This window comes from Chloroflexus sp., from assembly GCF_034431535.1.
Taxonomy (GTDB): Bacteria; Chloroflexota; Chloroflexia; order Chloroflexales; family Chloroflexaceae; genus Chloroflexus.
Map to the genome: position 1 here is coordinate 38,455 of NZ_DAOUDC010000014.1, position 24,267 is coordinate 62,721.

Sequence of the window (24,267 nt, forward strand, 5' to 3'; positions counted from 1 at the left end):
AAGGAATACGTATGGCCCAGATCGCACCCTACGGCAGTTGGCGCTCGCCGATTACTGCCGCGATGCTCGTCACCAAGCAGGTGAGTCTCAGTTGGCCACAGATCGACGGCGCTGATCTGTATTGGATCGAAGGCCGTCCGCAAGAGGGCGGGCGGAATGTGTTGGTGCGCCGCACTGCTGACGGCACGATCAGCGATGTAACCCCAACCGGCATGAATGTGCGCACGCTCGTGCATGAGTATGGTGGTCTTAGCCATGTCATCGATCAGGGTGAAGTCTTCTTTGTCGAGTTTAGCGATCAGACCCTCTACCGCCAGCGTCCCGGCGAGGCGCCGGTCGCGCTGGGCACTCCGGCAGGCTTGCGCTTCGCCGAGATGGTGGTGGATCGAGCGCGTAACCGGTTGATCGCGATTGGCGAAGATCACCGCGGCGACGGCGAAGCGCAGAACTATCTGGTAGCGGTCGATCTGGCCAGCGGTGCAACGACGCCATTGCTCACCGGGCGCGACTTTGTGGCTGCGCCGCGCCTGAGTCCTGACGGCGCATGGCTGGCATGGCTGGCGTGGGATCATCCCAATATGCCGTGGGACGCCGCCGAGTTGTGGGTAGCACCGGTCTTGGCTGATGGTAGCTTGGGAACAGCGCGCCGGTTGGCCGGCGGCCCCAATGATTCGTGTTTTCAGCCGGAATGGGCCGCTGATAGCAGCCTGCTGGTGGTGGCCGAGCGCAGCGGATGGTGGAACCTGTACCGGCTCGATCTCAACGGCAATGCTACCCCACTTTACCCGATCGAGGCCGAGTTCGGCCAGCCGCTCTGGCAGCCGGGTATGCGCACCTACCTGCCCTTGACTGATGGGAGCGTACTGGCGGCGTTCTGCCAGCACAGCCGCTGGCAAATGGCGCTAATCCACCGCGATGGCCGCACTGAACCGATCGACCTGCCGGTCTCGGTCATCAACATCGTCAACGGGGCCGGTGAGCGCGCGCTGATTATCGGCAGCTCACCCACCATGCCGGCTACGCTATTTCTACTCGACCTAGCCGACCGTTCGCTCACCCCCATCCGGCAGAGCGGCGAACTGCCAGTTGAGCCGGTTTATCTCTCGCTGCCCGAAGTGATCAGTTTTCCTAGTGCTGGCGGGCGCACCGCCTACGGCATCTTCTACCCGCCGCACAATCCCGATTTTGTCGCCCCCGCCGGCGAACTCCCGCCGCTGCTAGTGATGATCCACGGCGGGCCGACTGCCGCCGCCTACCCCACCTTGCGCCTCTCGATCCAATACTGGACGAGCCGGGGGATCGGGGTGCTCGATGTGAATTATGGCGGCAGCACCGGCTTTGGCCGCACCTACCGTGAACTGCTCGATGGTCAATGGGGGATTGTCGATGTGGAAGATTGCGTGGCCAGCGCGCAATTTCTAGTCGCCAACGGCAAGGCCGATCCTGCCCGACTGTTAATCACCGGCGGCAGCGCCGGCGGCTTCACAGTGCTTGCAGCACTGGCCTTCCACCACACCTTCCGCGCCGGCGCCAGCCACTTCGGCGTCGCCGATCTAGCCGCACTGGCCCGCGACACCCACAAATTCGAGTCACGCTACCTCGACCGCCTGATCGGCCCCTACCCCGAACGCGCCGACCTCTATCAAGCCCGTTCACCGCTCTACCACGCCCACCAGATCACTTGCCCGGTCATCTTCTTCCAAGGATTGGAAGACAAAGTGGTGCCGCCGGCCCAATCGGAAGCGATGTACGAGGCGCTCCGCGCGCGCGGCATTCGCACCGAGTACGTGCCCTTCGCCGGCGAACAGCACGGCTTCCGCAAAGCCGAAAATATCATCACCGCCATCAAACGTGAATTGGCGTTTTACGGTGAGGTGCTCGGATTTACGCCGGCGGTGTGACCGTAACCCGGAAAACAGTCCTAATATCATTGCGAGGGAGCGGCGGCGCCAGCGTTGCTGGGCGCCGCCCGACCGAAGCAATCTCCTGCGAACACCGATTGCATCCGCACAGACCTCTGCGCCGCTGAAGCGGGATATTGCTGCGCCGCGCTTCGCGTGGCTCGCAGGGACATGCGGCGCAAGATGAAAGTTTGATCATCTTGCCCGCTTCATTGCCAGCCAGTTGCGTGCTATACTTACACCATCAAAGCGATTGGTTGCGGGAGTATGTCTTTGAGCACGGAGCCAGCCGCCCTTCTTGAGCGCGCTACCGCCATCGTTACCGCCCAACTTGCCGGATTGCGCGAACTCTACCACGCCGCCTTGCACCAGCAGGAAGGCGTGGTTCAGCGTGCGCGCCAACTTTCGCGCCAACTCGATGAAGCAGTGGTGCAAGAGCAGTTTGCCCGCGAACGCGGCTTATCCACCGTCGCTATCGCGGCGCGGGTCAAGCAATTGCGTGCCGAGCACGCCGCCGCTGCCGAAGCTGAAGCCGAATTACGCCGGTCGCTCCGCCAGCTTGACCAGCTCATCCGCCAGATCGAGATGAGCAGCACTACCCTTACCCGCAATGTCGAAGGGGTGGCTGCCGATCCGTGGGTGCAGGCTTTGCGAGCGCAAGTTATTAAGGGCCGCGAGGAAGAGCGCATCCGGTTGGCGCGTGAAGTGCATGACGGGCCGGCGCAAGTGCTGGCGAATGCGCTGATGGGGGTCGAAGTCTGCCAAAATCTGCTCCAAGAGCAGAAGCTGGAACAGCTCGGTTCGATCCTCAGCCAACTGGGTGATAGCGTGCGCGAAGGCTTGCGCGAAGTGCGCAGCTTTATCGCCGACCTCCGTCCGGGCAAGTTTGAAGAACAAGGGCTTGTGCCGGCGCTGCACGAATACATTCGCCGATACCGCGACACGGTTAGCAGTCCAGTGGGGTTTGAAGCCGATCCGTTGCCACGCTTACCGGCTGAAGCTGAGATCGTGCTCTACCGCATTGTGCAGGAGGCGTTGCAGAATGCGCGCAAACATGCTCGTGGCGCGCCGGTGCGGGTGACGTTGACGGCGCATGGCGGGAGGTTGCATCTAACGATTCGCGATGACGGGCCGGGTTTCGACCTGCGCGAGGTGATCCGGCGCGCTGGACGCGAAAGCTGGGGGTTGACGAGCATGCGCGAACGGGCCGAGCTGATCGGCGCGCAACTGACGGTTACGACCCGGCGCGGCGCCGGCACCGAAGTACACGTGACGATGCCATTACCGCAACCGGCGTGAGTTATCCGAGGAGTCATGCGTGACAGCACCATTATCATCAAAGGTCAGAGTATTAGTGATTGATGACCACCCGCTCTTCCGGCAGGGGATCCGCTGGAGTCTAGAGAGCGCACCCGATATCGAGGTTATCGGCGAGGCCGAGAACGGCCAAGAGGCGATCAAGCTGACCGAACGCCTGATGCCTGATGTGGTGCTGGTCGATATTAACCTGCCCGGCTTGAACGGGTTGGAAGTGGCGCGCGTGATTAAGCGCCGCGAGCCGCGCACCGGCATTATTGTGCTGAGCGTCTACGAAGATGATGAGCAGTTGTTTCAGGCGATCAAGGTCGGCGCGGCGGCGTTTACATCCAAAGACATTAGCCCGGAAGAGCTGGTGCAGATGATCCGCGATGTCGCCCGCGGGCGCTATCTGATCAACGATGCGGTGCTGGCCCGGCCCAATGTCGCGGCGCGAGTGCTGCACCAATTCCGCGAACTAGCCGCCACCGAAGAGGTGGATGGCGCGCATCTGTTTGCCCCGCTGACATCGCGCGAAATTGAGATTCTTGACTGCATTGCCCGCGGCCTCTCAAACAAAGAGATTGCGCATGAGCTGAGCATCAGCGGCCAGACGGTGAAAAATCACATTACGTCCATCTTGTCTAAATTGCAAGTCAACGACCGCACGATGGCGGTGATTGTGGCGATTAAGAAGGGGTGGATCAAGATGGGGTATTCGCAATTGCCTGAGTAAGGACATTGCGGCGCAATGTCCCTACGACACTTCGCGCAATGCGGTGGCGATCACGCGATCAAGTCGCACCGTATCGCGCGCAACCACTGCATTGGCAAACGCAAGTTGGGGCAAGCGATCGATCACCGTTTGCGCCGCTTCGTTCGCCAGCTCGTGTTCAGCCGCAGTTAACATTTCCCGCACCGCTTGCCGCAACCGTCCGGCCTGCCGATCACGGCGGAGCTGGTAGCGGGTGAGCAGACCTTCACCCGCGCCACATAGCCGCGCCGCCCGCCGGCGATCCGCGTTGCGGTGCAGGTAGGCCAGCCCAATCAGCGCCGCCGACACTTCTTCTGGCAAGTACACTTCGTAAGCCTCCTTTTGCGCCATGCTCAAATTGGCGACCGCCACATCATGGTCTTCGGTCACAATCGCGAGGTAGCCTTGTTGGCGCAGCCAATTGACCCGACCATAGCGAATGCTCATCTCGGCAATGATCGCGCCGGCAGCGGCAAGGTTGTGTTCCGCCGCTGCGATCGCTCCCTCTTCCAGATCAATGCTGGCTAGGCGCAGATACGCTTCCCACAACGCCATCGCGTCACCGCCAGAAGCTAATTCTGCAATCAGACCGGCAAATATCCGGCGCGCCGGCAATAGATCGCCGCGCGAACGCAACGCTTCGGCCATATCGCACCGGTAGCGATGCACCATGATCTGATCGCCGTTGCGCGTTACCAGATCAACCGCTTCGCACAGCATGGGCAATGCCTTGTGGTAGTGTCCATGGATGCAGTAGCCGACGCCGAGTTGATTGATGGCATAAGCTAACGGGGCCGGCGCGGCGATGCGCCGGGCAATGACAATCGCTTCGTTGAGAATGGCTGCGTACCGTTCCAGATTGCCGGGAAAGCGGTTGAGCATGCCTTGGTAGGCTAACCCCTGCGCCACATCGGCCTCTTGCCTCGCTTGGCGCGCCAGCGCAATCCCTTGGGCCAGCAGATCGCCGGCCTGTAACGCACCCTGCTGCGATGCGAGGTAGCCGACCACGATCAGCGCGCTGCCGCGCAACGCCGGCGGGATGGCTTGCGCCGGCTCAGACACTAACAGCGATTCGACCAAGCGCCCCTCGTAGACTACGCGCCGGCTCAGCCAGTAGGCGCGCAGCGCCGCGGTGATGCGCGCCGCCACCACCCCGCCGTCGGTATGCAACGACCAGCGAATCGCCGCGCGCAGATTGGGCAGTTCAGCATCAAGTCGGTTCAGCGTCGTAGCGGCGGCTGCACTGTCGAGCAGCGGGCCGGCAGTTTCGGCAAGGTTGGCGTAGTAGTCGGCGTGCATGCATAGATGTTGGCCGCTTCAGGGTGTACACGCAACCGTTCGGCAGCAAAGACCCGGATCGTTTCGAGCAAATACAGCCGTCCGCTTGCGTCAGCCTGCACCAATCCCGCCTCAACCAGCGGGTCAAGACTAGCTACCCCCAGCGCCGCCGCTGCCGGTGCGTCAAACGTACCTGCAAACACCCCCAGCCGGGCAAAGCCATCGCGTGCTGCTGGCTCCAGCAACCGTTCGCTCCACGCAATGGCGGCCTGCAATGAGCGCTGGTGCGCCGGCAGATCGGCAAAACCGCCAGCGAACTCTGTTATCCCGGCATCAAGGCTGGCGAGTAACGCAGCCGGTTCGAGCGCATCGGCACGAGCCGCAGCCAACTCAATCGCCAGCGGCAAACCATCGAGCCGCTGGCAAAGCGTCGCGACCGTCGCCGCATTGGCCACGCCAAGGACAAACGCCGGGTTAACTGCCACTGCGCGCTCGCAAAACAGCCGGGTGGCCGGCGCCACCGCCACCGCACTGACCCGCCGGGTGACCGGCAAGGCTAGCGGCTTGACCGGAAAGCGGGTTTCGGCACGCAGGCGGAGCGGCACGCGGCTAGTGATGAGCACGGACAGCCGCGGCGCGGCGGCCAACAAGCGCGCAATCAATGGCGCCGCCGGTACAAGCTGCTCGAAGTTATCGAGCACTAGCAGGAATGAACGCTGGGCAAGCAAAGCGATCAGCGCCGCTTCGGCCTCGTCACCCTGCGCGCCAAGGCGAGCGGCGATCAATGGCGCCACCGCTGCCGGATCATCAAGCGCCGCCAATTCGATCCACGCTGCACCATCTGCAAACAACGGCTGCAACGCAGCAGCCGCAGCGAGCGCCAAGCGCGATTTCCCCACTCCCGGCGGGCCGATCAGCGTAACACAATGCGCCGTATGCTCGCCGAGCAACCGGGTGATCGCCGCTAGCTCGGCCTCGCGTCCAAGCAACGGCGTTGGCGCAACGGGCAGCCGATGTGACGCCATCTGTGCCGCTAGCGGAGTGTGCTGGGTCGTGACTGGGGGAAGTGCACGCGCGCTGGCAGCAACCAGAAAGGCAGCGCGCTCCTCGCCGGCCAACCTCAAGGCATTCGCCAAATGCATCGCTGTGGCGCGCGGCGGTACCCGCGTGCCGGTTTCGTATTTTCGCACCAGCGAGACCGAGATCCCAGCGCGCGCTGCTAACTGGGTTTGCGTCAAGCCAAGTTCAAGGCGACATTGCTTGAGCAAAACGGGAAAGGTGATGGCAACCAGCAAGCGCTTGTCATCCTTCGCGAAATGGTGGCCCAACAAGCCGGAAGTTTGCTGCAGCGGGCCGTCATCGCACTGCCGGCTTGTGTCACTCTTGTGTTACTGCATTATACCATCACCTCCTTGTAGCCGATTGAACGTTTTGTTACAACCAAAACACATAAGTTAAATCTTTCGTTAGTGGAAAGGGCAAGCGGTTGCGATCGGCAGTCACACCTAGATATCAACCTTTAGCGAAGGAGCATGTATGATCCACTTTACCTCGCTCATCCAAGCGGTTGGCCTCACCCCAGCCTTGTCGGCTTACCCCTTCACCAGTGTATTGATGCTCTTGCTGATCGGCGGTCTCGTGCAACAGCATCTGCTCAACCCTGAGCAAATGGCGCGCGATTCGATGGGGTTTTCCACGGTTTTCGCCAGCCAGATCGGTGGGGTTGATCTGCCGGCATAGGCGTTCGAGGGGCCATTTGTATTTCTGATTTTGTTGGGAGTGATCTATGAGTGGTCGAGCGAACGCAGCGCCACTGCCCAAGAGATGATGGGGTTTGTGAATCGCCTTGTGAAGACTGGAGTCGGCTTTGGCGTGCAATATCAGATGATGAATAGCCAGATGGAGCAGATCCTCGATCTGCTGGCGCAGACGTTGCCATCTGATGTGGTGGCCGCGCTCAGCACCGGTGTGGCGGTCGCCACCGTCGCGCCGTTGGCCGCCCAACCGGCTGACGGCTTGGCATGGTTAGCACAGCCGATTGCGTTCGTCTGGTCAAGCATTGTCACCGTCGCGATCTGGATCATCTCTGGCATCCGCGCCTCAATTATTGCCCTCATTTCTCTGATGGATCCCGGCGGCCACCTCGGCTTGCTCAAGCTCTTTTCGTGGGGTGACGGCGGATGGACGATTACGACTACGGTTGTGTTGATCTTCTTCCCGCTGCTGGCTTTACTGTTGGCCGGTCTCACCGTGCTCGGCCTCTGGCTCATCCGACGCTACTTCGAGCTGCGCGAACGGAAGATGCTGATCGCTTGCCATCATTGCGGCAGCCAGATGCATCCCGCGGCACTCGAATGCCCGGCTTGCCGCCAAGCCAACCAACAACCGCGCATGGTTGGTTGGATCGGCCAGCCGCGACCAGAACCGGTCACTGATCCGGCGGCGCACCGGATGGCGCTGATCAAGCATCGTCGTTGCCCAAGCTGCGCCACCCGCCTCAAGAATCGCGCAGTGCAACAAGCCTGCCCGGCGTGTGCAACCGTCACCTTCACCGACGTAGCGCAGGTCAATTCATTTCTGCGCGTGCTTGACCGGCAACTGCCGCGCACGCTGCTCGTAAGCGGATTGCTGGGGTTAGTGCCAGTGATTGGGGTGGTACCGGCAATTATCTACTACCGGCTGAGCCTGATCGCCAGCTTGCAGAGTTATGTGCCGGCAAGCATTGGCTGCTTCACCAACTGGATCTTGCGAATCGTGGCGATCTTTCTCATTGGTATGCAATCAATTCCGGGGATCGGCATATTCGCTATCCCGGCATTATGCCTAATCACCTACACGGTGCAGCGCCAGATCGTGTTAGCTCAGGCGACAGCCACAATCCGCGCGACTGGAGCGTTGGCGATGCCGGACGGGAAGACGGTAGCGTCATAACACCATGGAGTGAGGCAGTCAAACTGCCGCACTCCATGATTATTGGGTCAGGGCAGGTTGTCAACGACCCCGGCCCCCTACGCCGATTTGCGGGTTTTGCCGCTGGATTTGCGGGCCGGCGCCGCCGGCTTCTCGACGTTAGGAGGCGGCGCTGGCGCAGCTTCGACCGCCACCCCTGCCTGCGCTTCGTCAAGCGAGTTGGTGATGTAGTCGCACTTGGGGTAGCGCGAGCAGCCGTAGAACGGACGGCCAAACTTGCCACGCCGGCGCAGCAACTCACCCTCGCCGCACTTCGGACACGACACGCCAGTCGGTTCCGGTAGCGGCACCGGCTTGCCGTCGCGGCCAATCCGGCGGGTGTTGGTGCATTCAGGGTATCCCGAACAGCCGAGGAAGGGACCGAAACGGCTCTTCTTGATCACCATGGGCCGTCCGCAGACATTGCACAAGACATCGCTCGTCTCTGGCGCGCTGGCCTTGTCGAGGATGATTTGGCCATTTTCGTCACGGTGAAAATCGCTGGTGAAATCACACGAATCATCACCTTCCCGGTTATAGCGCGAACAGGCCAGAAACTCGCCGTTGCGGCCAAACTTGATCACCAGCTTGGCTTGGCCGCACTTCGGGCAATCGATATCAGTCGTAATCTCTTCCCGCTTGACGTTGCGCATCTGGCGTTGCGCCATCTCGAGCGTCGAGCGGAAGGGGCCGTAGAACTCGCGCAGCACCGGCACCCACTTTTTCGCCCCTTCGGCAATATCGTCAAGCTGCTGTTCGAGCGACGACGTGAAATCGTAATCGACAATGTTGCCGAAATGCTCGACCAGCAAGTCGGTGACGACCCGCCCCAGCGTGGTCGGAATGAGCTTCTTATCGACCATCTCGACGTACTCGCGCTCTTGGATGGTCGAGAGGATGGTGGCGTAGGTGCTGGGACGGCCAATGCCGAGCCGTTCCAACTCTTTCACCAGACTGGCTTCGGTGTAGCGCGGCGGCGGTTCGGTGAAGTGCTGCACCGGCAATAGATCGACTAACTGTAGGTTTTCGCCCTCGACCAGCAGCGGCAGCCGGCGCTCGCTGTCTTCGTCTTCTTCGCCTTCGTCGAGGCTGACGTTGTAGACGGCGAGGAAGCCGGGGAACTTGAGCACCGAGCCGGTGGCGCGGAAGAGGTAGGGCGGTGCACCGGCCACGCTTGGTTGGGCGGCGATGTCCACGGTAGTGCTATCAAAGATGGCCGAGGCCATCTGCGAGGCGATAAACCGCTTCCAAATCAGATCGTAGAGCCGCCACAGATCACGCTCCAGCCGTTCGCTCAACTGCTCAGGCGTGCGGGCGCTGCTAGTGGGCCGGATCGCCTCATGGGCCTCTTGCGCGCCTTTGGCCTTGGTCTTGTAGACCGGCGGCTGGTCGGGCAGATAGTCACTGCCAAAACGCTTGCTGATCACCTCACGCGCCTCGGCTTGAGCTTCCGCCGCCACCTGCACACTGTCGGTGCGCATGTAGGTAATCAGACCAACTGTACCCTCTTCGCCGCCAATATCCACGCCTTCGTAGAGGCGCTGGGCCAGCGTCATCGTCTTCTTTGCGCTGAAGCCCAACTTGCGGGCCGCCTCTTGCTGCAAGGTGCTGGTGGTAAACGGCGGCGCCGGCGACCGACGCTTGTCGCGCCGGGTCACTTTGGCCACGGTATAGGTCGCGCCTTGCAGATCAGCCACGATCGCCTCGGCCTGCTCACGCCGCTCGATCGAAAACTTCTCCAGCTTCTTGGCATCGCGCTCGATCAGCGTGGCCCGGAAGAGATCACGCGGCGCGATGCCGGCCTCTTTCAACAGGTCGGCTTCGATCGTCCAATATTCCTGCGGCTGAAACTGCTCAATCTCGCGCTCGCGCTCGACGATCAGCCGCACCGCAACCGACTGCACCCGACCGGCGCTCAGCCCGCGCTTGACCTTATCCCACAATAACGGACTAAGCTGATAACCGACCAGCCGGTCGAGCACCCGCCGCGCCTGTTGGGCATCAACCAGATTTTGGTCAATCTGGCGCGGATGTTGCAACGCCTGCTGCACCGCATTGCGCGTAATCTCTTGAAAGATCACACGGTACACCGGCGTCTTCTTCGGCGTTTTGACCGCCTGCGTAATATGCCACGCAATCGCCTCGCCCTCGCGGTCGGGGTCAGTCGCCAGATAGATGGCGTCGGCGTTGCGCACTGCTTGGCTCAGCTCGGTGACGACCTTCGGCTTAACGACTTCGTAAGAAGGGGCAAAATCGTGCTCGATATCGATCGCCAGCCCGTTCTTGGGCAAATCGCGCACATGGCCCATGCTGGAGGTAACTTTGTAGCCTTTGCCCAAATATTTCTGAATCGTCCGCGCTTTGGCCGGCGACTCAACGATCACCACTTTTTCGCCCATTGAACTGTTCCCATCTCAATACGAATGTCTGTTCAAACATGGTTTTACTATCGTCATCGCACTATACGCGGCGCCGCCACGCTTGTCAAGAGCGAGACTTCCCAATTTTGACCGGTTGTTGAACTGTAACTCGCTTCCCTAAGATGAGCTATTGACAAGCAGCATCAATCAGATACCCTGTGGTTAGGCAACCGATATTTCACCAGCCAACGGTTCGGTCAACCGCACCCATGATGCCCTCGATTTGCTGGTATACTAACGGTATCGAGGGTTAGGTATGGGCTGCCGGCAAGGAGTATGGCCATGCCTTCAGAGACGCAGGAGACGGCGCAGCGCGCTTCGTTGTTCGACATGTTCGCGCCCGCAACGTATGAAGAATGGCGGGCAGCGGCTGAAAAGACACTGAAGGGCGTTCCGTTTGAGAAGCGCCTGATTACCAAGACCTACGAACAGATTCTACTGCAACCGATCTATAATGCCGCCGATATTGCCGAGCTACCGCACACTGGCTCGCTGCCCGGCTTTGCTCCGTTCGTGCGCGATACGCGCCTGTTGGGGCCGGTGTTGAAACGCTGGCAGGTGGCGCAAGAGCTGCCGTACCCGACGGCGGATGAGGTGAATCAGGCGGCGCAAGCCGATGTGCCGCGCGGCTTGACCACGCTTAATTTGCCGCTCGATCAGGCCACCCAGCACGGCCTCGATCCCGATGCGGCTGCGCCGGCACAGGTGGGAACGGGGGGCCTGTCGCTGGCGACGCTGGCCGATGCCCGCCGCCTGTTGGCCCAGCTTGATCTCAACCATCTGTCGCTGTTGGTCAACGCCGGTGCGCAAGCAATACCGGTGGCGGCGCTGCTCGTGACCGCCGCTGAAGCGCAGGGCGTTCCGCCCAACCGGCTGCACGGCTGCCTCGGCGCTGATCCGCTCGGCGCGCTGGCCGCTAGCGGCACCTTGCCGACCTCGCTTGACCGTGGCTATGACCTGCTGGCCGAGTGGACGCGGTGGGCGATGGCGCATGCGCCCCGCCTGCGCACGATCGTGGTCAGCACCCACGTCTACCACAATAGCGGCGCCCACGCCGCCCAAGAGCTGGCGTGCGCCCTCGCCACCGGCGTGGCCTATCTCCGCGCGCTGCAAGACCGTGGCCTGAGCATCAACGAGATCGCCCCGCGCATCCAGTTTACCTGCTCGGTGGGATCGCAATTCTTCCTCGAAGTGGCCCGCCTGCGCGCCGCCCGCATGCTGTGGGCGCGAGTAGTGGCCGCCTTCGACGGCGATGAGACCGCGCAGCAGATGCATCTGCACGCACGCACCTCGGCGTGGACGAAGACGCGCTACGATGTCTATAACAATATGCTGCGCGCCACCGGCGAGGCGATGGCGGCAGTGATGGGCGGGGCGCAGAGCATCCATATTAGCCATTTTGATGAAGCATGGGGCTTGCCCGACGAGTTCTCGCGCCGGATTGCCCGCAACCTGCATGTGATGTTGCAAGAGGAGTGCAACTTCTTCCGCCTGATCGATCCACCCGGTGGGTCGTGGGCAGTCGAGAAGTTGACCGACGAGATCGCCGCTAAGGCGTGGGCGTTGTTCCAAGAGATCGAACGGCAGGGTGGGATGGCGGCGGCCTTGCAAGCCGGAATGCCGCAAGCGGCCATCGCCGCGACCCGTGCCGAACGATTCGCCGCGATTGCCCAGCGCCGCGAGGTCATCGTCGGCGTCAATATGTACCCCAATCTCAGCGAGAAACTGCCGGAGGTGCGCCAGATCGATCACGTCCAGTTGCACGCGGCCCGCGCCGTCGATCTGCGCCATGCCCGCGAGACGCGCTCGGAAGAGGTATGTAAAGCGGCGCTGGTTGAGCTAGCGCACCAGCGCACGATGGCCGCAATGCTGGCCGCCGTGCAGGCCGGCGCGACCATGGGTGAACTAGGCTGCGCGCTGGCTGCCGCCGATAGCGCCACGCCACAGGTTGAGGCGCTGCCGGCCCACCGCGCCGCCGAGCAGTTCGAGGCCTTGCGCGCCGCTGCCGACGCTTACGCGACTCGCACCGGTCGCCGTCCAGCGGTCTTCCTCGCCAATATGGGGCCGCTCAGCCAGCACAAGGCGCGAGCCGACTTCTCTGCCGGCTTCTTCGCCGCTGGCGGCTTTGCTGTGATCGGCAACGACGGCTTCGCCGCAACGGAAGCCGCCGCCGCCGCTGCGCTCGCTTCCGGCGCTGAAATTGTTACGATCTGCTCGACCGATGAGACCTACCCGGATATTGTGCCGGCCCTGACCCACGCGATCAAGACTCAACGACCCGATGTCACGGTCGTGCTGGCCGGCTATCCGACCAATCTGATCGATATGTATCGCGCCGCCGGAGTCGATGAGTTTATCCACCTGCGCGCCAACTGTTACGAAACGCTGGCCCGGCTGCAACGCCTGAAAGGAGTGGCTGAGTGAAGAACCCCGATTTCACCACGCTGTCATACCGCGATGAGCGGCCCGCGCCCGATCTGGCCGCGTGGCAAGCGCGGGCTGAACAAGAGGCCGACAAGCCACTGAGCGAGCTGGTTTGGCGCACGATGGAGCAGATCGAGGTGCGGCCACTCTACACGGCTGCCGATCTGGCCGGCCTTGAGCATCTCGGCTTTACCGCCGGCATTCCACCCTACCTGCGCGGCCCCTATCCGACGATGTACGTCACCCAGCCGTGGACGATCCGCCAGTACGCTGGCTTTTCCACCGCCGAAGCAAGCAATGCCTTCTACCGGCGCAATCTCGCCGCCGGCCAAAAGGGCTTGTCGGTGGCCTTCGATTTGGCTACTCACCGCGGCTACGACTCTGACCACCCCCGAGTGGTGGGTGATGTGGGCAAGGCCGGCGTCGCGATCGACTCGATCCTCGATATGAAGATTCTGTTTGACGGCATTCCGCTCGATCAGATGTCGGTCTCGATGACGATGAACGGCGCGGTGATTCCGATCATGGCCTTCTACATCGTCGCCGCCGAAGAGCAGGGGGTGCGGCCCGAACAACTCACCGGCACCATCCAGAACGACATCTTGAAAGAGTACATGGTGCGCAATACCTACATCTACCCGCCTGAGCCGTCAATGCGCATCATTGCCGATATTTTCGCGTACACGGCCCAGCACATGCCCAAGTTCAACAGCATCAGCATTTCCGGCTACCACATGCAAGAGGCCGGCGCCACCGCCGACCTTGAGCTAGGTTATACGCTGGCTGACGGGCTTGAGTATGTGCGCGCCGGGTTGAAGGCTGGCTTGACGATTGACGCTTTCGCGCCGCGGCTCTCGTTCTTCTGGGCGATCGGGATGAACTACTTCATGGAGATCGCCAAGATGCGCGCCGCCCGCCTGCTCTGGGCCAAGATTATCAAGCAGTTCAACCCGCAAGATTCTCGTTCGCTGGCGTTGCGCACCCACTGCCAGACCTCAGGTTGGAGCCTCACCGAGCAGGATCCGTACAACAATGTAGCCCGCACCTGCATCGAGGCCATGGCCGCCGCCCTCGGCCATACCCAGTCGTTGCACACCAATTCGCTCGACGAGGCGATCGCACTACCGACCGACTTCTCGGCCCGTATTGCCCGCAATACCCAGTTGTACCTGCAAGAAGAAACCGGTATCTGCACGATCGTCGATCCGTGGGGCGGCTCGTACTATCTCGAATGGCTGACCGATGCGCTCGCCCGCCGGGCGTGGGCGCATATCCAAGAGGTCGAAGAGCTGGGTGGCATGGCCAAGGCCATCGAAGCCGGCTTGCCCAAGCTGCGGATCGAAGAGGCCGCGGCCCGCCGGCAAGCCCATATCGATTCAGGCCGCGAGACGATCGTCGGCGTCAACAAGTACCGGCTCGAATACGAAGCGCCGATCGAGATTCTGGAAGTTGACAACACTGCCGTGCGCCAAAAGCAGATCGAACGGCTGCAGCAGTTACGCGCCGAGCGCGACGAGGCCAAGACGCAGGCGGCGTTGAATGAGCTGACCCGCGTGGCGGCGACCGGTGAAGGTAACCTGCTAGCGGCGGCGATTGAAGCTGCCCGCGCGCGGGCCACTCTCGGCGAGATTTCGATGGCGATGGAAAAGGTCTTTGGCCGCTTCAAAGCCGAAATTCGCTCGGTGGCCGGCGTTTACGGCAGCGAGTACAGCGACGCCGAGCAGATTCAGCACGTGCGCGCTATGGCCGATGCCTTCGCCGCTCTCGAAGGCCGCCGGCCCCGGATGCTGGTCGCCAAGATTGGACAAGACGGCCACGACCGCGGCGCCAAGGTGGTGGCGACGGCCTTTGCCGACCTCGGCTTCGACGTCGATATTGGCTCGCTCTTCCAGACCCCGGAGGAGGTGGCCCGGCAAGCGGTTGAAAACGACGTGCATGTGGTCGGAATTAGCTCGCTGGCCGGCGGCCACAAGACCCTCTTGCCGCAACTGGTGGAAGAGTTGCGTAAACTGGGCCGCGAGGACATCATGGTCGTGATTGGCGGCATTATTCCGCCGCAAGACTACGAGTTCCTGCGCGCGCACGGCGCGGCGCTGATCTTCGGCCCCGGCACTATCTTGCCGGTCGCCGCTGAAAAGCTGTTGCGCGAACTGCAACAACGGCTGCACGGCGATAGCATCGCTGCTCCGGCCCAGTGAGGCCGTGAGTGTATCGATAGTCACTCCTCTCCCCGCCGGCGGGGAGAGGGGCTAGGAGTCACGCACCCAGTTCTCCGGTTCAGTTAAACAACAATACCTATGACCAACGACCAGCCAACCGCCGAAGAGATGCCCTTTGCGCTATCGGTGCTCGCCGGGATCGCCAGCCGCCACGATGGCTTGCCCGGCAGCGCGCCGGCCCCCGCCACGCCGCCGTCTGGCCCGCGCCGCCGGCATTTGACGGTCGAGGAGTATGTCGAAGGGGTGCGCAACGGCGACCGCGCCATTCTCGCCCGCGCCATCACCCTGATCGAGAGCAACGCACCGGCCCATATTGCCCAAGCGCAAGAGGTGCTGCGCCAACTCCTGCCCTACACCGGCGGCTCGCTCAGGGTCGGCATCACCGGCGTGCCTGGCGTCGGCAAGAGCACCTTTATCGAGGCCCTCGGCACCATGCTCTGCGAACAGGGCCACCGGGTGGCAGTCTTGGCCATCGACCCGTCGAGCAGCATCTCGCGCGGCAGCATTTTGGGCGATAAAACCCGCATGGAACGGCTCGCCCGCCATCCCAACGCCTACATCCGGCCTTCGCCGTCGGGAGGCAGTTTGGGCGGCGTCGCGCGCAAGACCCGCGAGACGCTGCTGGTCTGCGAAGCCGCCGGTTTTGATGTGGTGTTGGTCGAGACGGTCGGTGTCGGGCAAAGCGAGACAGCGGTGCGCGGGATGGTGGACTTTTTCTTGTTGTTGATGCTAGCCGGCGCCGGCGATGAACTGCAAGGGATCAAGAAAGGGGTGATCGAGCTGGCCGATGCGCTGGTGATCACCAAAGCCGACGGCGACAACAAAGCGCGCGCCTTAGCGGCCCAAGCCGAGTACCACCACGCGCTGCGTTACCTCACGCCAGCCACGCCAGGCTGGAAACCGCCGGTGCGCACCTGTTCGGCGCTGACCGGTGACGGCATCGCCGCCGTTTGGCAAGAGATCGAACGCTTCCACGCCGAGATGACGGCCAGCGGCATCTTCGCAGCCCGCCGCCGCGAGCAGGCCCGCGATTGGCTCTATCAATTAATTGACGAACAGTTGCGCACGCTCTTTTTTGCCCACCCTGCCGTGCGCGAACGATTGTCCGTCATCGAGCAGGCGGTCATTGAGGGAAGTTTGCCGGTGGTGAGTGCGGTGCAAGAGTTAATAGCAGCTCTTAACGAACGGTAGGCTAGAGGCGCAGCGGCGCCGGCCTGTACGGGGGCAGCGCCGCTGCGCCTCTAGCCTACGCATCCTCCCGCAAAATATATCCCACGCTTCGCACGGTATGGATCAAGCGCGGCTCGCCGTTGGCTTCGAGCTTCTGGCGCAAATAGCGCACATAGACCTCGATAATATTGCTCTCACCACCGAAATCGTAATTCCACACCCGATCGTAGATAATGTCGCGGGTCAGCACCTGATTCGGATGGCGCATAAAGAGTTCGAGCAGATCGTACTCTTTAGCCGTCAACTCCACCCGCCGCTCGCCAACGCGCAACTCACGCGAGCGGGTATCGAGAGTCAGATTGGCGAAGCGCAACACCTCTTGATTTTGGCTGGCCTGCTGGCGGCGCAACTGGGCACGAATGCGGGCCAGCAACTCTTCAAAGGCGAACGGCTTGACCAAATAATCATCAGCGCCGGCTTCCAACCCGGTTACCCGATCGCGCACCGCATCGCGCGCAGTCAGGATAATGATTGGAACCCTCGACTCGGCGCGCAGCCGGCGCGCAACTTCAAGTCCATCAATCCCCGGCAGCATCAGATCGAGGACGACCAGATCGTAGTTGCCGGCAGTGGCCATCTCTAGGCCACGAATGCCATCATAGGCAACATCAACCTGATAGCCCTCTAGGTGAAGGCCACGCCGCAGGTAAGAGGCAATTTCAGTTTCATCTTCAACTATCAAGATTCGCGCCATACCTGTAGTATACGAAGAGGTAGTGCACTCGTCAATGTTTTTCCCTAATGTGGCTCGCTATCGAGTTCGTTGAGAAAATCTTCCGGGTGCTGGCGAATCTCAAGGCTACGCTGCTCGATCTCGCGGCGCAACTCACGGCGCAAGCGGGCCGCCATCCAGCGCCGGCGCTGTTCAGCCGTCTCGATCCGCACCGGCGGCACCGGACACGGGCGAAAATTCTCATCAACCGCCACCATCGTAAAGTAGCAGGTCATCACATGACGCTGGGTGCGCGCCGTGATATTCTCAGCCACCACTCGGATCCCCACCTCCATAGACGTATTGCCGGTGTAGTTAATTGAAGCCAAAAACGTCACTAATTCACCGACATGAATACGGGCGCGAAAAATCACCTGATCGACCGAGACCGTCACCACATAACGCCCAGAGTAGCGTGACGCGCACGCAAAGGCGACCTGATCGAGCAGTTTCAAAATATGACCGCCGTGAACATTGCCGGCAAAATTAGCCATATCAGGCGTCATCAACACGGTCATTTGCAAGGTGCGGAACTGCTCAGGCTGGTGCGTTCCTCCATTGGTTGCCATAGCTCAACTCCACCAGATGGGAACAGAACGATGAAGATGCTGCTTTGTCAAGTATACTCGCGAGAGATACGCTTGCGACCGGCGATGCGATTGCGCCGGTCGCAAGCGGATGCAGCGAGCACGGCGCGTTAATATGCGGCAGTCAAACTGCCGCACTCCATGGTGCTATTTCCAACGTATCGTTACTGGTAACGAAACACCAACCGATAATAGCGCCAGAGGCCAGCATTGAGGGTGCGGGTTTGGGCAACGCAGCCGCGCATCGCCGCGATCTGAAGTTCAGATTGCAACCGGAGCGCGCGCAACACGAGCGCCGCCGGCAGAGTCAGTTGGGCGAAATGGCCGAGGAAGCGCAGCGACGGCCCGGCGCTGAAGGTGAGGTCTTCGCGCTGGCGCAAGCGCAAACCGGCTGTTTCAGCCAGCGCGATCAACTCGTCAGCCGTCACCAAATCGGGCATGGCCCACGGTCGTAACCATGACCGCAACTGATTGCGCTCGGCAGGAGATAAATCAGATCGCGCTGCGAAACGATCAGCGATAACGACCCTCCCCCCCGGACGCAACACTCGCGTGATCTCAGCCAACAGCGCCGGCTTATCCGGCGCATGGCAGATGCTCTCCAGCATCCACACTACATCGCAACTCGCGTTGCGCAGCGGCGCCGCAGCGTAATCAGCGCACACAAACAGCGCCGGCCCGCCGCGCCGCGCCCGCTTGGCCTGTTCGGGCACGATGGTGAGACCGATCACCGGCCCATCGTGGCGAGCAGCAATCGCATTGGCGCTCGCACCGGCGCCGCAACCAGCATCAAGCAGACACTCGCCGGGAGCAAGCTGGGCCGCAGCCAACAACGTCTCGTCAATCGAACGCAGGGCCGCGCGATGGCTGCGCGCCTGTTGCCACAAACCGGCATGCATCGCCTGCGATCCACGGATGATGCCGAGCACACGGAACATCCAGTCCGTCTGGCGATAGAACGCGCGCACGGCGTAGTGAGGATGAACCATGGTCCAAACCTTACCCCCTTGTCATTGCGAGGGCGCGCAGCGCCCGAAACAATCTCCCCCTTTGGCGAAACGTATGCCTGCGCGCCGCCATCGCCTGCGCGCACACGCTATTGATACGACCAAATGCGCACGGTCGAATCGAAGCTGCCACTGGCCAACAAATCGCCACCCGGCGCAAACACCACCGAGGTGACACTTTCGTTATGTCCGCTCAACTCCCAGCGCAACGCACCATCGCGCACCCGCCAGATCCGCACGATCCGGCCATAGTGCGCGCTCGCGAGATACTGATTATCGGGGCTAAACGCTAAGCTGAAGCAGGCACCAGATGGGGTTGCTAACATCTGCAATGGCTGGCCATCATCGACCCGCCAGATAAAGATCAGTCCATCGCCGCCGGCGCTCGCCGCTAATTGGCCATTCGGGCTGAAGGTAACGCTAAAGATCGCGTCGCTATGCCCGCGCATCGCCCGCACCAATGAGCGATCATGCATCTGCCAGAGCCGTAAGACTCGATCATGGCCGGCGGATAGCAGCAGATTGCCATCAGGGCTAAAGGCAACGCTATTGATCACCCCCTCATGACCGGGCAATACGCTGTTCAAGCTACCATCAGTCGCGTGCCACAAATAGACCGCCGGATCCCAGCCGCCGGTGGCAATTAAATCACCGTGCGGCTGGAAGGCAATGCTAAAAAACGCACCGTGACGCTGGTCATCACCCAAATGTACGAGAAGCTCACCATCAGCAACGCGCCAGATCCGCGCGCCGTGCTGGCGGCCCGCCGCCGCAATCCGCTGGCCGTCAGGACTAAACACAACGGCATTAAGTTCGCCAATATTCCCGCTAATGACGCGCTGCAATTGGCCGTCAGGCAACCGCCAGAGCCGCAGCATGCCATCCCATGAACCGGTCGCGAGCAGGTGCTGATCGGGGCTAAAGGTCAGACTATTCACCCAACTCTGCACAGCTAACAATTGGCGCAGCAGCGGTCGTTGGACGGCCAGCGCATCAGTTGCTGGCTGTTCGAGCTGGAACAAACGGTGATGCATCGCTAACAAGTGTCGGTTGGGCCGCAACGCCAGCCGGTTGGGCTGGCGCAGCCGCCTGCCGGCCAGCGCGCCATACTCGCTATCCCGCAACTCCGGGGCTACCAGCACTTCCAGCGTCATTGCATCAATCGTCAATAGGCCAGCATGAAAGAGGATCTGCAAATCAGCGCGCAACAACAGCGCATTGTGCGGCTCTGCCGGCCCGTGCGGATCGATCAAGACCGGGCATAACACCGTGGTTACTTGGCAACCACTGATAGCGCAGGCGCTGTCATACGCCACTAGCAATTTTTGCCACAACACCTCTAACGCCGACGAAACAGGGTCGGCGGACGACCCAACCACAACATTGGGAGAAGAACGCTGCTGCATTGTCAAACTCGGTCATCGAATGCACTAATATCCACGTGGTGCTAACAAGGATAGATCAACTATATAAATGATACCTGTGAAACACCACATGATCAGATAACATTTCTTTCAAATTGACGCGGAACACAAGCAACACCAAACGGAACCACTCGACAACCGGCCATTATTCAACTTGGCGCAACCACGCTTGGGCGGCAACCAAGTCGTCTGGCGTGTTCAGATTAAGCAATGAGCGCGCAACGGGATCATAACGATGCCAGAGGGCAGGGCCGGGATCAACCCAACGCAACGTCATCAACGCCGCTTGCAAGCGGCGTTCGCCGGCGGCAAAAGCCCGGCGCAACGGCGGGAGCGCGCTTTGCCGGTAGACAGCAAGCAGGGGCTGTGGTTGATCAGGTTGGCCGGGGGGAGTAGGCGCCAGCGCATCGCCGGTAAACGGCCACCGCGCCAGCGCCGCCAGCGCCGCTGGAACGATCAACGGCATATCGGCGGCAATCACCAACGCCGCCGGCGCACGCATGGCTTGCAACCCGCTGATCAGACCGCCGAGCGCGCCGCTGCCCGGCTGCTCGTCGGGCACGATCCGCGCCGGCAAATCGGGCCACGCTTCGGCGTCATTGAGCACGACAATGGTCTCAACGCACAGCGGCTGCAACAGCGCAACAGCATAGCCGAGTAGATGCGGACCGCCTTCGCCCCACAGCCGTAACCGCCGCTTATCAACCCCAAAGCGGCGACTACGCCCGCCGGCAATCACAATCCCGCTCAGCTCGACATCACTGGACATGCGCACGCATAGCGAGGTGATTATGAACCGACTTTACCCAGCGACGCAAGAAACTCAGCATTACTCTTCGTCTTGGCCATGCGGGTCAGCATCAACTCAGCGCCCTCATTCTCGCCGACCATGCTGACCATCCGCCGCAGCATCCAGCTCTGGCGCAGCGTCACCGGATCGAGCAACAGATCCTCGCGGCGGGTACCTGAACGCTGAATATCGACTGCGGGGAAGATGCGCTTCTCAGCCAGCTTGCGATCGAGATGCAGCTCCATGTTACCGGTGCCCTTGAACTCCTCGTAGATCACATCGTCCATACGCGAACCGGTATCAACGAGGCAGGTAGCGATAATGGTGAGCGAGCCGCCATCTTCGATATTGCGCGCCGAGCCAAAGAACCGCTTGGGCGGGTAGAGGGCCGCAGGATCAACACCGCCAGAGAGGGTGCGCCCGCTCGGCGGCATCGCAATGTTATAGGCACGGGTCAAGCGGGTAAGCGAGTCCATCAAAATCACCACGTGGCGACCGTGCTCCACCTGCCGCTTGGCCTTTTCGAGCACCAATTCAGCCACTTTAATATGCTGCTCGACCGGCTCATCGAAGGTGGCAGCCACCACCTCGCCCTGCACCGAACGACGCATATCGGTCACTTCTTCAGGCCGCTCGCCGATCAAGAGCACAATGAGCTGAATATCAGGCGCATTGGTCGTCACGCCATTAGCGATCGCCTTGAGCAACATCGTCTTGCCAGCTTTGGGCGGAGCGACGATCAAACCGCGCTGGCCACGCCCAATTGGCGCAATCACATCAACAATGCGCGTTGGGAGAATATTCGGCTCAGTCGAGAGCACAATCTGCACATTGGGATGGATCGGCGTCAACTGCTCGAACAGCGGTCGCTTCTGGGCCATTTCAGCGGGCAGGCCATTGATCCGCTCGACATAGAGCAACGAGGGGTAACGTTCAACCTCTTTGGGCGGGCGCACGCGCCCCTCGATCATATCGCCGGTACGCAGATTAAAGCGACGGATCTGGGATTGCGCCACATACACATCATCGTTGCTGGGGCTCAGCCGCGGATTGCGTAAGAAGCCGTGGCCTTCGGGAACAATTTCCAGCAAGCCAGAACCCTGCATTGTCACAGGTTCTTCGACCACGGCAGTTGTTGCCGGCGAGGCATTCACGCCTTCGCTCCCGGCTGATGCCCCCGCATCACCATTCACCCGGCGCCGGCGCCGGCGTGCCTTATCGGCTGATTCGGGGGTGCCTGTCGTCATACGCTTGTCATCCATTGCGTGTCTTATAACTCCTCTGCGTGGGTTGCACCGGTGGGCGGAGTAGGATGGTCGGACGATGAGGCGGGCAACCGGCCGGATGCGGCTTCACCCGAACGATAACCGAGCACTTCAAGCCGATGGTGGATCTCTTCAATCCCCTTCGCGCCCAAATTACGAATCCCCATCAGGCCACGATCGTCAAGGCGCAACAACTGCCCGATGGTATGGATCTCCGCGCGGCGCAAACTATTGTAAGTCCGAGTACTCAAACCAAGCTCATCAATCGTGCGATTTGCAATCTCTTCCGGAATCGGCGGCGGCAGATTGGGCTGCTGTTCAGGCTCTTCCGGCTGGCTCAAGCTCACAATCCGGCCAAAATACTGGGTCAAGACTTGGGCGGCATGACTCAACGCATCACCCGGCTTGATGGTGCCATCAGTCCAAATCTCGAGAATGAGCCGATCGTAGCCGGTGAGCGGGTCATCACCCATCTCTTCCACCAAGAAGTTGACCCGCGGGATCGGGCTAAAGAGGGCGTCAACCGCAATCTCGCCGATCGGCATGCCGCTCACCGTATCAGCCAACTGCACACCCCGGCCACGCTCAACCGTCAACTGCATTTCGAGCGTTGTGTTCTCATCGTCAATTGTGCAAAGGTAGTGTTGCGGGTTCACGATCTCGACGGTGCTCGGCGTATCAATATCACCCGCAAACACGGGGCCGGGGCCATGCTTGACCAACTGCAATGCCACTGCCCGATCGCTGTACGAACGCAGCCGGATGCCTTTCACATTGAGCACCAACTGGGTACCGTCTTCGACGACGCCGGGAATAGCAGTAAATTCATGAATCACACCCGCCACTTTGATCCGGGTAATGGCGGCGCCGGGAATTGACGAGATCAACACGCGGCGCAACGCATTCCCGAGTGATGAGGCATGGCCGCGTTGCAGCGGCGAGATGGCGAAGCGGCCATAGTTCTCAGCCGCTGCAATGAGCGAAACCCGTGGCGTGATCAGCGACAGTTCAAGCGTTTCCATATTCCTGTTCCAGAAGGCTCCGCGACTCTAATGGCGCCCGTTGCTACCATGCCGCACCGGCGCGCCCAACGAACAGTGCGCCTCGCCGAGCAATGGCGTGTCGGACTAACAGACTCAACCACAATAACGAGAACGGGAAGCTGTGCTTACAGTGCGCTTTATTGGCGGCGCTGTAGCGCAGTTGGCGGCGGCAATGCGCCTACATGTGCGCGTGACCTTATCATATCGGTGAGAGTTACACGCTGTGTTGGTCACAGACTCGTTATATGATACCATAAATTAGCGTATCTGTTGCAAACAGTATGGCCGCAACGCTCTGCTACCGTGACACGATTGCTGCGACGCCCCGCGGGCCGTCGCTTGAGGTGATGGATGCTATGAACAAGCCCCAGCGTGATTGGTTGACCCTCATTCTCGTGATCGCCGGTATCGGCTGGATTGTCATCAGCCGGCCACCGGATCTGCCGCCGGTAACGGTGAGCCCGCGACCGGGCTTTGTCGCGCCGGACATTGCCTTGTCGCAGGCCAATGGCGAGACGCTGCCGCTGTCAGCGTTGCGCGGTCAGGTCGTGATCGTCAACTTCTGGGCCAGTTGGTGCGGCCCTTGCCGGGCCGAAATGCCCACGTTGGAAAAACTCTATCAAGCCGAACGCGAGCGTGGCTTGACGATTCTGGCCGTCAATAGTACGGTGCAAGACGATGAAGGCGCCGTGGCCACGATGCAACGCGAGTTCGGGTTGAGTTTTCCGATTGTGTTCGACCGTGACGGCGAGACCGGCCAGCGGTATGGAGTCCGGATGTTGCCGACCACGTTCATTGTTGATCGCACCGGTGTCATCCGGGAGGTCTTCTTTGGCGGGCCGCTCAGCGAAGCCAGTCTACGCAGCGTGATCGAACCGTTGCTCGGTGAATAGGCCGCCCTGCCCATGATTCGCTTCATCAAGCAATCAAACACAACCGACCCTGTTGTCGCTCAGTGTAACCACATA

Annotated in this window: 19 protein-coding genes; 9 read left to right on the top strand and 10 right to left on the bottom strand. The window is 61.1% G+C overall.

The features are described from left to right. Positions 1-11: 11 nt before the first annotated feature. The 3 genes from U9R61_RS03890 to U9R61_RS03900 all read left to right on the top strand — a co-directional run bounded on the left by U9R61_RS03890 (position 12) and on the right by U9R61_RS03900 (position 3,933). Complete coding sequence (locus tag U9R61_RS03890; RefSeq protein WP_322487511.1) at positions 12-1,901, top strand: S9 family peptidase; 1,890 nt, start codon at positions 12-14, stop codon at positions 1,899-1,901. Positions 1,902-2,168: 267 nt separating this feature from the next. Continuing rightward, positions 2,169-3,200, top strand: a complete 1,032-nt coding sequence (locus U9R61_RS03895; RefSeq protein ID WP_322487512.1) for a sensor histidine kinase — start codon at positions 2,169-2,171, stop codon at positions 3,198-3,200. A gap of 19 nt (positions 3,201-3,219) precedes the next feature. Further along, positions 3,220-3,933 (top strand): response regulator transcription factor, encoded by a 714-nt coding sequence (locus U9R61_RS03900; RefSeq protein WP_322487513.1) that lies wholly within the window; start codon positions 3,220-3,222, stop codon positions 3,931-3,933. 21 nt (positions 3,934-3,954) lie between these two features. Here the strand turns inward: U9R61_RS03900 and U9R61_RS03905 are convergent, their stop codons facing one another. Both U9R61_RS03905 and U9R61_RS03910 read right to left on the bottom strand, forming a co-directional pair. Next, on the bottom strand, positions 3,955-5,250 hold the full coding sequence (locus U9R61_RS03905; protein WP_322487514.1) for a hypothetical protein: 1,296 nt from the start codon (positions 5,248-5,250) through the stop codon (positions 3,955-3,957). Continuing rightward, entirely contained in the window at positions 5,172-6,524 is a 1,353-nt protein-coding gene (locus U9R61_RS03910) for an ATP-binding protein (protein ID WP_322487515.1), read from the bottom strand. Before U9R61_RS03910 ends, U9R61_RS03905 begins: the two co-directional genes overlap by 79 nt. Positions 6,525-6,765: 241 nt before the next feature. On the opposite strand from U9R61_RS03910, the gene U9R61_RS03915 reads away from it, so the two are divergent. Next, a complete protein-coding gene (locus tag U9R61_RS03915; RefSeq protein ID WP_322487516.1) occupies positions 6,766-6,969 on the top strand; it encodes a hypothetical protein in 204 nt (67 codons plus the stop codon). 33 nt (positions 6,970-7,002) lie between these two features. Beyond that, entirely contained in the window at positions 7,003-8,160 is a 1,158-nt protein-coding gene (locus U9R61_RS03920) for a hypothetical protein (protein ID WP_322487517.1), read from the top strand. Positions 8,161-8,237: 77 nt separating this feature from the next. Here the strand turns inward: U9R61_RS03920 and topA are convergent, their stop codons facing one another. Continuing rightward, positions 8,238-10,577, bottom strand: a complete 2,340-nt coding sequence (topA, locus tag U9R61_RS03925) for a type I DNA topoisomerase (protein ID WP_322487518.1) — start codon at positions 10,575-10,577, stop codon at positions 8,238-8,240. Positions 10,578-10,880: 303 nt separating this feature from the next. Between topA and U9R61_RS03930 the strand changes: the two genes are divergently transcribed. From U9R61_RS03930 to meaB, 3 genes are all read left to right on the top strand, one after another. Further along, positions 10,881-13,022 (top strand): acyl-CoA mutase large subunit family protein, encoded by a 2,142-nt coding sequence (locus U9R61_RS03930; RefSeq protein WP_322487519.1) that lies wholly within the window; start codon positions 10,881-10,883, stop codon positions 13,020-13,022. Next, complete coding sequence (gene scpA, locus U9R61_RS03935) at positions 13,019-15,220, top strand: methylmalonyl-CoA mutase (RefSeq protein ID WP_322487520.1); 2,202 nt, start codon at positions 13,019-13,021, stop codon at positions 15,218-15,220. The genes U9R61_RS03930 and scpA overlap by 4 nt, the downstream gene beginning before the upstream one ends. A 99-nt stretch (positions 15,221-15,319) precedes the next feature. Then, the gene (gene meaB / locus U9R61_RS03940) at positions 15,320-16,432 is read left to right on the top strand and encodes a methylmalonyl Co-A mutase-associated GTPase MeaB (protein WP_322487521.1); all 1,113 of its coding nucleotides are present in this window, start codon (positions 15,320-15,322) and stop codon (positions 16,430-16,432) included. Between the two features lie 55 nt (positions 16,433-16,487). On the opposite strand, the gene U9R61_RS03945 is transcribed toward meaB, so the two are convergent. From U9R61_RS03945 to U9R61_RS03975, 7 genes are all read right to left on the bottom strand, one after another. After that, positions 16,488-17,165: a response regulator transcription factor gene (locus U9R61_RS03945; RefSeq protein WP_322487522.1), complete on the bottom strand. Its 678-nt coding sequence runs from the start codon at positions 17,163-17,165 to the stop codon at positions 16,488-16,490. A gap of 44 nt (positions 17,166-17,209) precedes the next feature. Then, positions 17,210-17,752, bottom strand: a complete 543-nt coding sequence (locus U9R61_RS03950) for an acyl-CoA thioesterase (protein WP_322487523.1) — start codon at positions 17,750-17,752, stop codon at positions 17,210-17,212. Positions 17,753-17,934: 182 nt separating this feature from the next. Then, positions 17,935-18,759, bottom strand: a complete 825-nt coding sequence (locus U9R61_RS03955) for a class I SAM-dependent methyltransferase (RefSeq protein WP_322487524.1) — start codon at positions 18,757-18,759, stop codon at positions 17,935-17,937. A gap of 107 nt (positions 18,760-18,866) precedes the next feature. Continuing rightward, positions 18,867-20,183 (bottom strand): WD40 repeat domain-containing protein, encoded by a 1,317-nt coding sequence (locus U9R61_RS03960; protein ID WP_322487525.1) that lies wholly within the window; start codon positions 20,181-20,183, stop codon positions 18,867-18,869. Between the two features lie 163 nt (positions 20,184-20,346). Next, a complete protein-coding gene (mobA, locus tag U9R61_RS03965; protein WP_322487526.1) occupies positions 20,347-20,970 on the bottom strand; it encodes a molybdenum cofactor guanylyltransferase in 624 nt (207 codons plus the stop codon). A gap of 20 nt (positions 20,971-20,990) precedes the next feature. Further along, positions 20,991-22,238 (bottom strand): transcription termination factor Rho, encoded by a 1,248-nt coding sequence (gene rho / locus U9R61_RS03970; RefSeq protein ID WP_322487527.1) that lies wholly within the window; start codon positions 22,236-22,238, stop codon positions 20,991-20,993. 23 nt (positions 22,239-22,261) lie between these two features. After that, complete coding sequence (locus tag U9R61_RS03975; RefSeq protein WP_322487528.1) at positions 22,262-23,278, bottom strand: DNA-directed RNA polymerase subunit alpha; 1,017 nt, start codon at positions 23,276-23,278, stop codon at positions 22,262-22,264. Between the two features lie 302 nt (positions 23,279-23,580). Between U9R61_RS03975 and U9R61_RS03980 the strand changes: the two genes are divergently transcribed. After that, positions 23,581-24,192 (top strand): TlpA disulfide reductase family protein, encoded by a 612-nt coding sequence (locus tag U9R61_RS03980; protein WP_322487529.1) that lies wholly within the window; start codon positions 23,581-23,583, stop codon positions 24,190-24,192. The last annotated feature ends 75 nt before the right edge of the window (positions 24,193-24,267 follow it).

What these genes read in the sequence shown, in the direction of transcription:
- U9R61_RS03895 (WP_322487512.1), top strand. Translation starts at nt 2,169, where the DNA reads ATGTCTTTGAGCACGGAGCCAGCCGCCCTTCTTGAGCGCGCTACCGCC.
- U9R61_RS03930 (WP_322487519.1), top strand. Translation starts at nt 10,881, where the DNA reads ATGCCTTCAGAGACGCAGGAGACGGCGCAGCGCGCTTCGTTGTTCGAC.
- U9R61_RS03905 (WP_322487514.1), bottom strand. Translation starts at nt 5,250, where the DNA reads ATGCACGCCGACTACTACGCCAACCTTGCCGAAACTGCCGGCCCGCTG.
- U9R61_RS03950 (WP_322487523.1), bottom strand. Translation starts at nt 17,752, where the DNA reads ATGGCAACCAATGGAGGAACGCACCAGCCTGAGCAGTTCCGCACCTTG.
- U9R61_RS03915 (WP_322487516.1), top strand. Translation starts at nt 6,766, where the DNA reads ATGATCCACTTTACCTCGCTCATCCAAGCGGTTGGCCTCACCCCAGCC.
- U9R61_RS03975 (WP_322487528.1), bottom strand. Translation starts at nt 23,278, where the DNA reads ATGGAAACGCTTGAACTGTCGCTGATCACGCCACGGGTTTCGCTCATT.
- topA (WP_322487518.1), bottom strand. Translation starts at nt 10,577, where the DNA reads ATGGGCGAAAAAGTGGTGATCGTTGAGTCGCCGGCCAAAGCGCGGACG.
- U9R61_RS03890 (WP_322487511.1), top strand. Translation starts at nt 12, where the DNA reads ATGGCCCAGATCGCACCCTACGGCAGTTGGCGCTCGCCGATTACTGCC.
- U9R61_RS03945 (WP_322487522.1), bottom strand. Translation starts at nt 17,165, where the DNA reads ATGGCGCGAATCTTGATAGTTGAAGATGAAACTGAAATTGCCTCTTAC.
- mobA (WP_322487526.1), bottom strand. Translation starts at nt 20,970, where the DNA reads ATGTCCAGTGATGTCGAGCTGAGCGGGATTGTGATTGCCGGCGGGCGT.
- U9R61_RS03960 (WP_322487525.1), bottom strand. Translation starts at nt 20,183, where the DNA reads ATGCAGCAGCGTTCTTCTCCCAATGTTGTGGTTGGGTCGTCCGCCGAC.
- meaB (WP_322487521.1), top strand. Translation starts at nt 15,320, where the DNA reads ATGACCAACGACCAGCCAACCGCCGAAGAGATGCCCTTTGCGCTATCG.
- U9R61_RS03980 (WP_322487529.1), top strand. Translation starts at nt 23,581, where the DNA reads ATGGCCGCAACGCTCTGCTACCGTGACACGATTGCTGCGACGCCCCGC.
- U9R61_RS03955 (WP_322487524.1), bottom strand. Translation starts at nt 18,759, where the DNA reads ATGGTTCATCCTCACTACGCCGTGCGCGCGTTCTATCGCCAGACGGAC.
- rho (WP_322487527.1), bottom strand. Translation starts at nt 22,238, where the DNA reads ATGACGACAGGCACCCCCGAATCAGCCGATAAGGCACGCCGGCGCCGG.